A 13,147-nucleotide genomic window follows, 5' to 3' on the forward strand; every position below is an offset into this window, starting at 1 on the left:
GCAACCGTTCGGGCCGAGCTTGCCGAAGCACCGCCTTTTCGCGAAGAAGGACGACAAGGGGGCCTCCATGCTCCCCATCCCGAACGCAAAATCCGCCCTCGCCTCTCCTCCCACTGGCGGCATGCGTTGCGCCATACGTCTTAGCTTGATAGGCTCGACCAAAGCCTAGACGAACCGGGTCCATCGCAGCCCGACCATGTAAATCCGGGGACCCAATGGCCAAACGCCTTACTTCCTTCATTCTTATCGGCATGCTTCTGGGCGTTATCACCGGTTATGTCGCACATGCCTGGATAGGCCCGAACAAGGAACTGGCGGAGGAGGTCGCTGGCTATTTCCACCTGCTGGCCGACATCTTCCTGCATCTGATCAAGATGATCATCGCGCCGCTGGTGTTCTCCACGCTGGTCGCGGGCATCGCGCATATGGGCGACAGCGCGGCGCTGGGGCGGATCGGTGGACGGGCGATCGCCTGGTTCATCATCGCCAGCCTGATCTCGCTTTCCATCGGCCTTGTCTCGGTCAATCTGTTCTCGCCCGGCGAGGGGTTGAATCTGGTAAGGAGCGGCGCGGAATCGGGCGTCAATACAGAGGCGCTGAACCTGCGCGACTTCGTGCTGCACGTATTTCCGACATCCATGATCGGCGCGATGGCGGACAATTCCATCCTTCAGATCGTGGTATTCTCCCTGTTCGTCGGCGTTGCGCTGACCGCCATCGGCGAAAAGGGCAAGCCGATCGTCACCGTGGTCGAATCGCTGGTCGAGCTGATGCTGCAGGTGACGGGTTATGTCATGCGCATGGCCCCGGTCGCCGTATTCGGCGCGATCGCATCGTCGATCACCACGCAGGGCCTTGGCGTGCTGGTGACGTTCGGACAGCTTATCGGCGAATTTTACCTGTCTCTCTCGGTGCTTTGGGCGGTGCTGGCGTTCGTCGGCTTCCTGTTCCTGGGCAAGCGCATGTTCACGCTGGCCCGGTACATCCGGGAACCTGCGCTGATCGCTTTCTCGACCGCATCGTCGGAGGCCGCCTATCCCAAGATGCTGGAGCAGCTCGACAAGTTCGGCGTGCCGCGCCGTATCTACAGCTTCGTGCTGCCGCTGGGCTACAGCTTCAATCTGGACGGGTCGATGATGTACGCGTCCTTCGCGACGGTGTTCATCGCGCAGGCCTATAATATCGACCTGCCCATCGCCACGCAGATCACCATACTCCTGGTCCTCATGGTCACCAGCAAGGGCATCGCCGCCGTGCCCCGCGCATCGCTGGTCGTCGTCGCGGCGACGCTGGGCCAGTTCAACCTGCCGGTCGAAGGCGTCGCCTTCATCCTCGCGGTCGATCATTTCATGGACATGGGCCGCACCGCGACCAATGTGATCGGCAACGCCATCGCCACATCCGTCATCACCAAATGGGAAGGCATGCTGGAGGTCGAGGAACCGGAATATGAGGAGCGGCCCCACGCCCCATCACGCACGGCCTCGCACGGACGGGCAGGTCTGGATCTGGCCGAGGATATGGTCAGCGGCAGCCGCAAGAGGTGACCGGGGCGCTGCCCCGGCTGGCGGCGGCGGGTGTCGCCGTCATCGCCTGGGCAGGGCTTAGCATACAGTTCGCCGCGACCTTCGGACAGAATGGCTCGGCCGCGCAGACCCTCTGGATATTGCTGCGCTTCTTCACGGTGACGACCAACCTGCTGGTCGCCATCCTGTTCACCGCCCTGGCTGTGGGACGGGCCGTTTCCCCCCGCATGATCACCGGGGTCATGCTGGCGATCATGCTGGTCGGCATCGTCTATATGCTGTTGCTGCGCGGCCTGCTGGAACTGAGCGGCGGCGCGCTCCTGGCCGATATGCTGCTGCACAAGGTGACGCCGGTGCTGGTGCCGCTCTGGTGGCTGGCTTTCGCCTCCAAGGGCGCATCACAGCGCACCGACCCGCTGCTATGGGCAATCTTTCCCGCCCTCTATCTGCCCTATGCATTGGCGCGCGGCCTGTCTGGCGACGGCTATGCCTATCCCTTCATCAACGTCGCGAAACTGGGCTGGACGCAGGTCGCGATCAACTGCACAGCGATTGCCGCCGGTTTCATTCTGGCCGGTTATGCCGTGCTGTGGGTGGATCGGGCGATGGCGCGAACATCCGTCCGCTGATCAGCCCCGGCCGCCTTTCGCCGCCATCGCCCACCAGGCAAGCTCATTTGCAAACTTCGGGAAGCCGCGCTCCAGCGCCGCGCCGCCCTCACCCATAGGCTGCGCCTTGTCATCGAGCGTCTGGCCGATCTGCCCCACGGTCAGCGTGTTGGGGATGACCGCCATGCCCATGCCGGACAGGGTGACGTGCCACGCTGCGTTGCTATGCGTCCCGGCCAGACGTCCGGCGGAATAGCTAGCGATGGCGGCGGGCCGCCGGGCGAACTCGGCCAGATAATGATCGACCAGATTTTTAAGGCCCGGCTGCACTCCGCGATTATATTCGCCCGCGACAAAGACGAAGGCGTCCGCCGCGCGCAGCTTTTCCGCCAGCGCGGCCATCGCCTGTGGCGCTTCCCCCACCGCATAGTCGCTATACCGCTTGTCGAGCATGGGCAGGCCGACCGCCTTCGCATCGATCAGCTCCGCCGCATGCCCAGCCCCGTTGAAACCCGCCACCAGATAGTCGGCCAGGCGGATGCCCATCCGGCCTTCGCGGTAGGAGCCGTAAAGAATGAGGATCGAAAGGGCCATCGGTTCGTCTCTCCATCATGGGGGCGGACAAGACATGCCGCATGCGGAAAAGCCGATCAACCAAGCATCTGTGCAATGGACGCCGCCGCCGAAGCATGATTAGTGTGAGGTCCCGCGACGACTGAGGATAGCCGGGGCCGGATCGTTTTCGATTGAGAAGAAAGGACGGCCAGTGCGCGGATATCTATTTGGGGTCGCGGCCTGCGCGGCGCTGGTCCCCTGCCCGGCCATGGCGGATACGCCCCGTGAAATCCTGACTGTCGCGGCATTCCAGACAGCCGACAAGGCGACCGCGCTGACCCTGATAAACCGCGCCATCGCCACCGCCGACGCCATATTGGCGAAGTCCCCCGGCGACCGGGAGGCGACGCTGCAACGGGGGATCGGCATCGGCTATCGCGCGAAGCTGACCAAAAGCCGCACCGACGCCCAGACATCCCTGAAGATATTCGAGGCGTTGGCGGCGAAGGACCCGCGCGATGCGGAGGCGCAGATGGTGGTCGCCGGCTGGCACCTGGACGCCATAGACCAGCTTGGCGGCTTCATCGCCCGCACGGTGCTTGGCGCGCGCAGGGCGGTGGGCGACGCCGCGCTGGACCGGGCAGTGGCCCTTGGCCGGAACCGCGCCTTCTTCCCCGGCCTCGCCGCGATGATGACGATCCGGCAGGACAGCGACGATGTCGACAGCGCCCGCAAACTGGCCGAAGCGGCCATTGCGGCTCCAGCCGTCGCGCCGCTCGATCAGCTTATGAAGCGCAACGCCGCAGCGATCCTTCCCTCCCTTCGCGCCAATAAGGGGAAGGCGGCGGCAGACCTGTCCCGGACCCTGCTGCCGTTCGGGCGTTTGAAGGGTTAGGCTCGAAAGCCGCCACGGGATGGCCTGTGGAGCTTCCTGTCCTACACCACCACTCCAATGTTAACCTTCCCGCGCCGAACAATCTGTCGGGAGCCTCAACAATGCCGGATGGAATCAGCCTGTCTCCGCTTTACGCCAACAGCCGGTTGCCGCTGCCACTCGCCAACCCACGAGCGCTCAAAAAGGCAAAGTTGCGGGATGCAATGGCAACCCGCAACTTCCGCAACTTGGCTGGATCAATCCGCGAAGGGATCGCGCACCAGAATCGTGTCGTCACGCTGGGGAGAGGTCGACACCAGCGTCACCGGGCAGCCGATCAGCTCCTCGATCCGGCGGATATATTTGATCGCCTGTGCGGGAAGATCAGCCCAGCTCCGCGCGCCAGCCGTCGTATCCTGCCAACCCTCGATGGTTTCATAGACCGCCTCGGCCTTCGCCTGATCCTGGCTGTGGGCGGGCAGATAATCATAATGCCGGTCGCCGATCCGGTATCCGGTGCAAATCTTCAGCTCGTCGAACCCATCCAGCACGTCAAGCTTGGTCAGCGCGATGCCGGTTACGCCGGATACCGCAACCGACTGGCGCACCAGCACAGCGTCGAACCAGCCGCAGCGGCGCTTGCGGCCCGTGACGGTGCCGAATTCATGCCCGCGCGTGCCCAGCCGCTCACCGACCTCATTCTCCTGCTCGCTTGGGAACGGGCCGGAGCCGACGCGCGTGGTGTAAGCCTTCACAATCCCAAGCACGAAGCCGACCGCAGAGGGGCCAAGGCCCGATCCGCCCGCCGCCGTCCCGGCAATGGTGTTGGACGAAGTGACGAAGGGATAGGTGCCATGATCGACATCGAGCAGCACCCCCTGCGCGCCCTCGAACAAGATGCGGTCGCCGCGCTTCTTGGCTTCGTTAAGGGTCAGCCAGACGGGTCTCGCGAAGGGCAGGATGAAGTCGGCGATAGCGCGCAGTTCGGCCATCAGCGCGTCGCGATCGATCGGCGGCTCGTTGAAGCCCGCGCGCAAGGCGTCATGATGCGCCGTCAGCCGGTCAATCTGCGGGCCGAGATCGTCGAGATGGGCAAGGTCGCACACGCGAATGGCGCGGCGGCCGACCTTGTCCTCATAGGCAGGGCCGATGCCGCGGCGGGTCGTGCCGATCTTGCCAGCGCCGCTCGCATCCTCGCGCAGACCGTCAAGGTCGCGATGGAAAGGCAGGATCAGCGGGCAGGTTTCGGCGATCTGCAGATTCTCCGGCGTGATGGTGACGCCCTGCCCCGCGAGCTTGGCGACCTCCTCCTTGAAGTGCCAGGGGTCGAGGACAACGCCATTGCCGATCACCGACAGCGTGCCGCGCACGATGCCGGAGGGAAGCAGGGACAGCTTGTAGACATTTTCGCCTACGACCAGCGTGTGCCCGGCATTATGCCCGCCCTGAAAGCGAACGACGACATCGGCGCGCTCCGCCAGCCAATCGACGATCTTGCCTTTGCCCTCATCGCCCCACTGGGCGCCGATCACGGTCACATTTGCCATGGATATACGACTCCGCCCTGCCAGAGCGAACCCAGGCCGCCCTTCGACAGGACTCGGCAGCCGGGCATGAATCGGTTGGGCATACGCCCTGCGGGGCGGCGGTTAGCCCCCCGCGCCGGAGGCGTCAAGCGCTCCATGATGGATGCTGCGCGGGATGGGGCGTTACACTTTATGACAAATGTGGACCTTTACCCGCCCCTCCCTGCAAGGCGATATCTGGCACATCGATAGGCTGCGGGAATTGCAACGATGCGCAGATTGATCCTTGCCGGTCTGGCTGTCTGGTTCATCGCGACAATGCTGATGCCGATGCACAGCCACATCGCGACTGCCGGGCCGTTGCGCGACCGGCTGATGCAGCGGCGGCAGGCCGATCCACCGCCACCCGCGCAGGAAATGGCCTATGGCGCCGATCCTTTGCAAAAGCTGGATTTCTGGAAAGCGGCGCAACCCGGTCCGCCCCTGCCCCCGCCCCTGGTGATTTTCGTGCATGGCGGCGGATGGAAACGCGGCGACAAGGATAACGCCACCGGTGGGACGAAGGTGACGCATTTCCTCGGTCTGGGCTATGCCTTCGCCTCAATCGATTACCGGCTGGTTCCCGCAAATACCGTCGAACAGCAGGCCCAGGACGTCGCCGACGCCACCGCCTGGCTGATCGCGCGGGCGGGCGAGCTTGGTTTCGATCCGCGCCGCGTCGCCATTATGGGGCATAGCGCGGGCGCGCATCTGGCTGCCCTGGTCGGCACAGACATGCGCTATCTGACGAAGGCCGGTCTTGGCCCCGATGCGATCCGGGGCGTGATTCCGCTGGACGGGGCGGCCTATGACGTGCCCCGCCAGATCGCCGAGGGCGGCCGCTTCATGCGTAACACCTACCTGCAGGCTTTCGGGGACGATCCGGCGCGACAGAAGGCGCTGTCTCCTACCTATCAGGCCGCAAAGCCCAATGCCCCGCGCTTCCTGATTCTCCATGTCCAACGGGAGGATGGCGCGGCGCAGTCGGAGGCGCTGGCGGCGGCATTACGGAAGGCGGGAACGCCCGCCGAAGTGAAGGGCGTTGAGGGTACGGGGCTGCGCGGGCATATGGAGATCAACCGGTCGCTGGGCGACCTGAACTATGCCGCAACGCCTGTGGTGGACGCCTGGCTGGCCGAAGCGTTCGCTCTCAATAGGCGCTGAGCGCCCCACCTTCGAGCCAGTGCGTGCAGCCAAGCGCCGCGCCATCCTCGCCTTCGGACAAGGCGGCGATCGTCTGCCAACCTTCCGCCCGCAGCTTCGCCGCCTGCTCTCCATCATGGCCGATGGGCAGGAACACCCGCCGCGCCTCCACCCGGCCGAACCCGGCGTCGATCAGCGGGTCGGGATAGAGGGAGAAGCCCATTGCAGGCTCCTCGCTGCCATCGGGCCGGACAATGGCGTAGCTGCCGCCACGGCCGATCTCTCCGACAAACCCCTCGGCGAAAATCGAGAAGCCGAACCAGAGCTGATATTCGAAGCCGTGCCGCTCCGTGGGGTCGAGCGTCAGGGTGATGTCCCAGCCGATGGGCTTGGCGATGGCGCGCAGGCCAGCAATGCGGCTGGCGAGCGCGCCGCCAATGTCGAGCGCCTCCAGCTTCTCCATCGCGGCGTGGAACGGCCCCGCCGCCTCGATCAGCGGCAGATAGGCGGCAGGCCCCTCGCCCAGCGCAACAAGCGCCCCCGCATCCTTCGCGTCCAGTTCGGCCCGCACGCTCTCAATCTCGTCCTCGCTCAGCGGCAACGGACCGGCGGCCAGCGTGTCGATCAGATCCGGCAGAGTGAAGTCGATGGTGATGCCGGTAACTCCGGCGGCCTGCAGCGCCTCGATCGCGACATTGACGATCTCTACGGCGGCGGCGACGCTGTCCGTGCCGATCAGTTCCGCACCGACCTGCAACCGCTCCCGTTCCGGCCGCAACTGGTTGGCGCGCAGGCGGACGACGGGGCCGGAATAGGACAGGCGCAAGGGCCGCTGCGCTCCCGCAAGGCGGCTGGTGGCGATGCGGCCGACCTGCGCCGTCATGTCCGGCCGGATGGCAAGCGTCCGCTGCGACACCGGATCGACGACGCGCAGCAAGTCCTGCGCCCGCGCCGACTTCAACCGGCCGATCAGCGTTTCCTCAAATTCCGCGAGCGGCGGCATCACCCGGTCATAGCCATGGGCCGCCAGGGTATCGAGAACCTTGCGCGCCAACCGCGCGGACGCCTCCGCTTGCGGCGGCAGGCGGTCGGAAAGGCCCTCAGGCAACAAGCCCTGGGCGCCACGGGGCGGAGCGGCAGTCATGGATGGGCCTTTAGCGGATTTGGCGCGCTTATCCACCCTCCGTTCGTCCTGAGCCTGTCGAAGGACTGCCCTTATCCTGGAAAAGATCAGGACAAGGCTTCGACAAGCTCAGCCCGAACGGAATTTAGGTATGAAGTGACTTAGGCGAAACGCAGCAGCTTCACCGTGTTCACGCCAGCCAGGTTGCAGATTTCCCAGCGCAGCGGCTCGGTGACGGTGCCATCGACGGACAGAAGCAGAACCGCCTCCCCGCCCTGGTTGCGGCGGCCGAGATGGAAGGTGCCGATATTCACTTCCGCAGCGCCCAAGGTGGAGCCGAGGCGGCCGATGAAGCCCGGCGCATCCTTGTTGACGATATAGAGCATCGTCCCGGCAAGGTCCGCCTCCACCTTGATGCCGAACAGTTCGACAAGGCGCGGCTGCGCATGGCCAAACAGGGTGCCCGCGACCGACCGCTCACCGCTGTCCGTGGTGACGGTGACGCGGACCAGCGTCTGATAATCGCCCTCGCGGTCATGACGCACCTCGCGTACGTCAAGGCCGCGCTCCTTGGCCAGGAACGGCGCATTGACCATGTTCACCGTGTCCGAATAGACGCGCATCAGGCCGGCGAGCACGGCTGCGGTGATCGGCTTGGGATTGAGTTCGGCGGCATGGCCCTCAACCTCAACCGCAACGCCCTTGATGCCATCGCCCTCAAGTTGACCGATCAGACTGCCCAGCTTTTCGGCCAGCGCCATATAGGGCTTCAGCTTCGGCGCTTCCTCGGCCGACAGGCTGGGCACGTTGAGGGCGTTGGTGACGCCGCCGTCCAGCAGATAGTCGGAGAGCTGCTCTGCAACCTGGATCGCGACATTGACCTGCGCTTCGTCTGTCGACGCGCCCAGATGCGGGGTGGACACAAAGTTGGGCGTGCCGAACAACGGGCTTTCCTTGGCCGGCTCGGTCACGAACACGTCGAGCGCCGCGCCGCCGATATGGCCGCTGTCCAGCCCTTCCTTCAGCGCTGCCTCGTCGATCAGGCCGCCGCGCGCGCAGTTGACGATGCGCACGCCCTTCTTGGTCTTGGCGAGGTTTTCCTTCGACAGGATATTGCGCGTCTGGTCGGTCAGCGGCGTGTGCAGCGTGATGAAGTCCGCCTTCGCCAGCAGCTCGTCCAGCGTCGCCTTCTCCACGCCCATGTCGATGGCGCGTTCCGGGGTCAGGAACGGGTCATAGGCGACGACCTTCATGCGCAGACCCAGCGCGCGGTCGGCGACGATCGAACCGATATTGCCCGCACCGATCAGGCCCAGCACCTTGCCAGTGACTTCGACGCCCATGAAGCGGTTCTTCTCCCACTTGCCGGCCTGGGTGGAGGCGTCGGCTTCGGGAAGCTGGCGGGCGAGCGCGAACATCAGGGCGATGGCGTGCTCGGCCGTGGTGATCGAGTTGCCGAACGGGGTGTTCATCACCACCACGCCCTTCGACGAAGCGTAGGGGATATCGACATTGTCGACACCGATGCCTGCGCGACCGATGACCTTAAGGTTCGTGGCGGCGTCGAGGATTTCCTTCGTCACCTTGGTCGAGGAGCGGATGGCGAGGCCGTCATAATCGCCGATGATCGCCTTCAGCTCCTCCGGGGTCTTGCCGGTGATCTCATCGACCTGCACGCCGCGATCACGGAAGATCTGGGCCGCCTTGGGGTCCATTTTGTCGCTGATTAATACTTTGGGCATTTTGGTGATCCTTTGATCTAAAAGCTCGTCATCCCGGCGAAAGCCGGGACCCATGTGCGTCTTGGCAATGCCTGAGCGTGGGGAGAGATGGGTTCCGGCTTTCGCCGGAATGACGATTAATGGAGGAGAGCTTAAGCCGCTTTGGCGGTGGCGTAGGCCCAGTCGAGCCACGGTCCCAGCGCTTCAATATCCGCCGTGTCGACCGTCGCGCCGCACCAGATGCGCAGGCCCGCCGGGGCGTCGCGATAGCCCGCGACGTCATAGGCAGCGCCTTCCTTCTCCAGCAGCCCGGCAAAGGTCTTGATGAACGCCTCGTCCGCGCCCTCTACCGTCAGGCAGACGCTGGTCTTGGAGCGCGAGGCCGCATCGGTCGCGAGATGGCCGAGCCAGTCCCGCTCCGCCACGATCTTGTCCAGCGCAGCCGCATTGGCGTCGGACCGCTTGATCAGACCTGCCGATCCGCCAATCGACTTGCCCCATTCCAGCGCGAAGATCGCGTCCTCCACCGCCAGCATCGACGGGGTGTTGATGGTCTCGCCCTTGAACACGCCCTCGGCAAGCTTGCCCTTGGAAACGAGACGGAACACCTTGGGCAACGGCCATGCGGGCGTGTAGGTCTCCAGCCGCTCGACGGCGCGGGGGCCAAGGATCAGCACGCCGTGCGCGCCCTCGCCACCCAGCACCTTCTGCCAGGAGAAGGTGGCGACGTCGATTTTCGCCCAGTCGATGTCATAGGCGAACACGGCGCTGGTCGCGTCGGCGAAGGACAGCCCTTCGCGGTCCGCCGGGATGAAGTCCGCGTTCGGCACGCGCACGCCCGAAGTCGTGCCGTTCCAGGTGAACAGGACGTCGTTCGACCAGTCGATCTGCTTGAGATCGGGAAGCTGGCCATAGTCCGCCCTGACAACGGTGGGGTTCAGGTTAAGCTGCTTGGCTGCGTCCGTCACCCAGCCTTCGCCAAAGCTTTCCCAGGCGACGGCGGTGACGGGCTTCGCGCCCAGCATCGTCCACATCGCCATTTCAAAAGCGCCCGTGTCGGAACCCGGCACGATGCCGATACGGTGCGTCTCCGGCAGGCGCAGCAGCTCGCGCATCAGGTCGATGCAATAGGCGAGGCGCGTCTTGCCGATCTTGGCGCGATGCGAGCGGCCGAGCGATTCGGTGGCCAGCTTGGCGGCGCTCCAGCCCGGAGGCTTGGCGCAGGGACCAGAGGAGAAATAGGGGCGAGCCGGCTTGGTTGCGGGCTTGGCGGCAGGCGCAATAGTGGCGCCGGCTTCGGTAACGTCAGTCATGTAATGCATCTCCTTGCAGAGAGCACGCGCGGCGTTGGGACCGCGTGGCCCGCCGGCGCTCCTAAAGAGTTCCGGTTAATAGTCAACCACCAAGGAGGAGGAGACGAAGGTCGAAGCTGGAGACTGGCCTAACGTCTCAGGCGAGGGGTCAGCATGCCGACCCGTCCGCGATACGCCACATATTTTTCGCCGAACAATGCCGTCAGATCCCGCTCCTCATGACGGATCGCGATCAGAATATAGATGGTCATCCCAACCGCCAGCAGCACATGCCCCACCGTCATCCTGGGCGTCGCCCAAAAGGCGAGGATGAAACCGCTGTAGAGCGGATGACGGACAAGCCGGTAGAAGAATGGCGTGCGGAATACCGGCTCTGTCGCGCCATGACCCAGCATGTTGCTCCACACCTGTTTCAGCCCGAACAGTTCGAAATGGCTGATGAGGAATGTGCTGAGCAATACGATCAGCCAGCCCAGTGCGAAGATGGCGAGCAGCAACATCGCCAGCGGCCCGCTCCCCGCATCCCACAAAACTGCGGGGATCGGATGCCAAAAATGGCAGAGCAGCATGAGAACGATGCTGGCGGACAGCACATAGACGCTGCGTTCGACCGGTTCGGGCACGATCCGCGTCCAGGCGCGCTTGAATGCGGGCCGCGCCATCACGCTATGCTGCACGCCGAACAGGGCGATGAGGAAAATGTCGATCGCAGCGGCCTGCCACACCGGCAGGATTGGCCGGCCTTGGTCGACGGTAAATGGCACCAGCGGAAAATTGCCAACAAAAGCAATAAAATACAGAAAGGCGGCGAAGAATATCAGATAGGATATTATGCCGAATACAAGATAAGCGAAGCGGTTCATTGCTCGACTCCCCCTGTTTATCTGTCCCTTTACACCCGATGGAGAAGGACTCCAAAGGCCCTTTTCGGCGCATGGGGCGTGAGCGGAGCACAAGCCGTTCAAATCAGCGCGAAATTGCATATTCCGGCAGCTTAATTGTGGCGCGCTAACCATGATATGCTATAGCCCGGCGCCATGCGGGCCAGCCGGGTTATCCAGATCGTTTCCGCCAAGCGCCGTTCAATCGCTGCGCTGGCGATCCTTTCCCTTCTCGCGGGATGCTCCGTGGGTCCAAAGTCCGGGCGGCGACCCGGCACAACGCCCCATGTTTCAGCGGCGCAGGCGGAGGAAACGCGGCAATGCATGGGCAGGCTGGCGTCCACCGGCATCATGTTCGAACGGCTGCCCGACAAAAGCTATGGTGGCGGGTGCAGCGCGATCGGCGCGGTGAAGCTGACGGATATCGGCGTTCCCACCAGCAATCTGGGCGCGATGACATGCGGCCTCGCCGCCAATTTTTCCGCCTGGGCGCGTTATGGCGTGACGCCCGCCGCGCGGCTCATCCTGGGCAGCGAACTGGTGAAGGTGGAAACCTTCGGCACCTATAACTGCCGCCCCATTGCGGGCAGTTCGAAGCTCAGCGAACATGCCAGCAGCAATGCGGTCGATGTCGCTGCATTCACTCTCGCCGACGGCCGCCGCATTGACATTCGTGCCGGCTGGAACAGCAATGACGAACGGGTGCGGGAGTTTCTACGCGTGGTCCGGACAAGCGCTTGCAAGCGGTTCCGCACAGTGCTCAGCCCGGATTACAACGCCGCACATCACGACCATCTGCATTTCGATATGGGCGGGAAAGGCGGCTATTGCCGCTGACGGGTCGGGCGCGGCTAATATGGCTCACACCTTGGCAGGCGCCGCCCGGATCGCTACCTGCCCCTCATGACAAAAAAAGAAATAGAGGAACGCAAGTTCCGCCCCGCGCGGCAGGAAGCGCGTGACGCCCAGAAGGCGATAGAAACCCCGCAAACCAGCAGCGCCGCATACCGGCTGGCGTTCCAGGACACGGAATTTCTCCTGCGGGAGGACCTGCGCCCGGTGCGGTTTCAACTGGAGCTGTTGAAGCCCGAACTCTTGCTGGATGAAGCGAAAATCGAGTCCACTTTCGTTTTTTACGGGTCGGCGCGCATCCCGGAGCCGGAGGCGGCGCAGGCTCGCATCGACGCGGCGACCGATGACCGGCAGCGGCTGATCGCCGAGAATCTGGCGAAGAAGGCGCGTTACTATGACGAAGCGCGCAAGCTTGCGCGGATCGCGGCGGATTATCCGCCCAATGAGGCCGGATGCCGTCATTTTGTCGTCTGTTCAGGCGGCGGCCCCTCGATCATGGAGGCAGCCAATCGCGGCGCGGACGACGCAGGCGCCCAGTCGATCGGCATGAATATCGTTCTGCCCCACGAGCAGGCGCCCAATTCCTATGTCACGCCGGAATTGAGCTTCCAGTTCCATTATTTCGCGCTGCGCAAGATGCATTTCCTGCTGCGTGCGCGGGCGCTGGCGGTTTTCCCCGGCGGCTTTGGCACCTTCGACGAGTTTTTCGAGCTGCTGACTCTGGTGCAGACCGGCAAGATGAAGCCGATCCCGATCCTTCTGTTCGGCCGGGAGTTCTGGACTCGGGTCGTCGATTTCTCCGCTCTGGCGGAGGAGGGAGTCATCTCGGAGGCGGACCTCGACCTGATTACCTGGGTGGAAACGGCCGAAGAAGGTTGGCGCGCCGTGTGTGATTTCTACAAGGATGATGCGATGCCCGGTTGCGGGTGAGATGCATCCATTCCTGAGGCTTACGCTACCCACCGCTTCTTTCGCCTGCCTATAGC

The 13,147-nt window shown here is 64.0% G+C and carries 12 protein-coding genes; 6 read left to right on the plus strand and 6 right to left on the minus strand.

The genetic code is table 11. The annotated features are described in order from the left end of the window. The first annotated feature begins 215 nt into the window (after positions 1-215). Together KFK14_RS17230 and KFK14_RS17235 are read left to right on the plus strand one after the other, a co-directional pair. Positions 216-1,547 (plus strand): dicarboxylate/amino acid:cation symporter, encoded by a 1,332-nt coding sequence (locus tag KFK14_RS17230; RefSeq protein ID WP_070153052.1) that lies wholly within the window; start codon positions 216-218, stop codon positions 1,545-1,547. Next, positions 1,544-2,155 carry a Pr6Pr family membrane protein gene (locus tag KFK14_RS17235; RefSeq protein WP_246524682.1) on the plus strand — a complete coding sequence of 204 codons (612 nt, stop codon included), beginning with the start codon at positions 1,544-1,546 and terminating at the stop codon, positions 2,153-2,155. The genes KFK14_RS17230 and KFK14_RS17235 overlap by 4 nt, the downstream gene beginning before the upstream one ends. Here KFK14_RS17235 and KFK14_RS17240 read toward each other — a convergent pair whose 3' ends face one another. After that, the gene (locus KFK14_RS17240) at positions 2,156-2,728 is read right to left on the minus strand and encodes an NADPH-dependent FMN reductase (RefSeq protein WP_212608514.1); all 573 of its coding nucleotides are present in this window, start codon (positions 2,726-2,728) and stop codon (positions 2,156-2,158) included. A 229-nt stretch (positions 2,729-2,957) separates the two neighbouring features. Between KFK14_RS17240 and KFK14_RS17245 the strand changes: the two genes are divergently transcribed. Next, positions 2,958-3,584, plus strand: a complete 627-nt coding sequence (locus tag KFK14_RS17245) for a hypothetical protein (protein WP_246525059.1) — start codon at positions 2,958-2,960, stop codon at positions 3,582-3,584. Between the two features lie 236 nt (positions 3,585-3,820). Here KFK14_RS17245 and KFK14_RS17250 read toward each other — a convergent pair whose 3' ends face one another. Beyond that, positions 3,821-5,110: an adenylosuccinate synthase gene (locus KFK14_RS17250; protein ID WP_070153070.1), complete on the minus strand. Its 1,290-nt coding sequence runs from the start codon at positions 5,108-5,110 to the stop codon at positions 3,821-3,823. Positions 5,111-5,464: 354 nt separating this feature from the next. Here KFK14_RS17250 and KFK14_RS17255 point away from each other — a divergent pair, with 354 nt between their 5' ends. Continuing rightward, positions 5,465-6,292 carry an alpha/beta hydrolase gene (locus KFK14_RS17255; RefSeq protein ID WP_246525060.1) on the plus strand — a complete coding sequence of 276 codons (828 nt, stop codon included), beginning with the start codon at positions 5,465-5,467 and terminating at the stop codon, positions 6,290-6,292. Here the strand turns inward: KFK14_RS17255 and KFK14_RS17260 are convergent. The 4 genes from KFK14_RS17260 to mddA all read right to left on the minus strand — a co-directional run bounded on the left by KFK14_RS17260 (position 6,279) and on the right by mddA (position 11,291). Further along, positions 6,279-7,415, minus strand: a complete 1,137-nt coding sequence (locus KFK14_RS17260; protein WP_212608516.1) for an ATP phosphoribosyltransferase regulatory subunit — start codon at positions 7,413-7,415, stop codon at positions 6,279-6,281. The genes KFK14_RS17255 and KFK14_RS17260 overlap by 14 nt on opposite strands. A 140-nt stretch (positions 7,416-7,555) precedes the next feature. Beyond that, a complete protein-coding gene (gene serA / locus KFK14_RS17265) occupies positions 7,556-9,136 on the minus strand; it encodes a phosphoglycerate dehydrogenase (RefSeq protein WP_070153077.1) in 1,581 nt (526 codons plus the stop codon). A 131-nt stretch (positions 9,137-9,267) separates the two neighbouring features. Continuing rightward, positions 9,268-10,428, minus strand: a complete 1,161-nt coding sequence (locus tag KFK14_RS17270) for a phosphoserine transaminase (protein WP_212608517.1) — start codon at positions 10,426-10,428, stop codon at positions 9,268-9,270. A 128-nt stretch (positions 10,429-10,556) separates the two neighbouring features. Then, positions 10,557-11,291: a methanethiol S-methyltransferase gene (gene mddA, locus KFK14_RS17275; RefSeq protein WP_212608518.1), complete on the minus strand. Its 735-nt coding sequence runs from the start codon at positions 11,289-11,291 to the stop codon at positions 10,557-10,559. Between the two features lie 174 nt (positions 11,292-11,465). On the opposite strand from mddA, the gene KFK14_RS17280 reads away from it, so the two are divergent. Together KFK14_RS17280 and KFK14_RS17285 are read left to right on the plus strand one after the other, a co-directional pair. Next, positions 11,466-12,146 (plus strand): extensin family protein, encoded by a 681-nt coding sequence (locus KFK14_RS17280; protein WP_070153086.1) that lies wholly within the window; start codon positions 11,466-11,468, stop codon positions 12,144-12,146. Between the two features lie 66 nt (positions 12,147-12,212). Then, on the plus strand, positions 12,213-13,091 hold the full coding sequence (locus tag KFK14_RS17285) for an LOG family protein (protein ID WP_070153089.1): 879 nt from the start codon (positions 12,213-12,215) through the stop codon (positions 13,089-13,091). Positions 13,092-13,147: the final 56 nt, after the last annotated feature.

The sequence above is a fragment of the Sphingobium phenoxybenzoativorans genome, assembly GCF_018286635.1.
Classification (GTDB): Bacteria; Pseudomonadota; Alphaproteobacteria; order Sphingomonadales; family Sphingomonadaceae; genus Sphingobium; species Sphingobium phenoxybenzoativorans.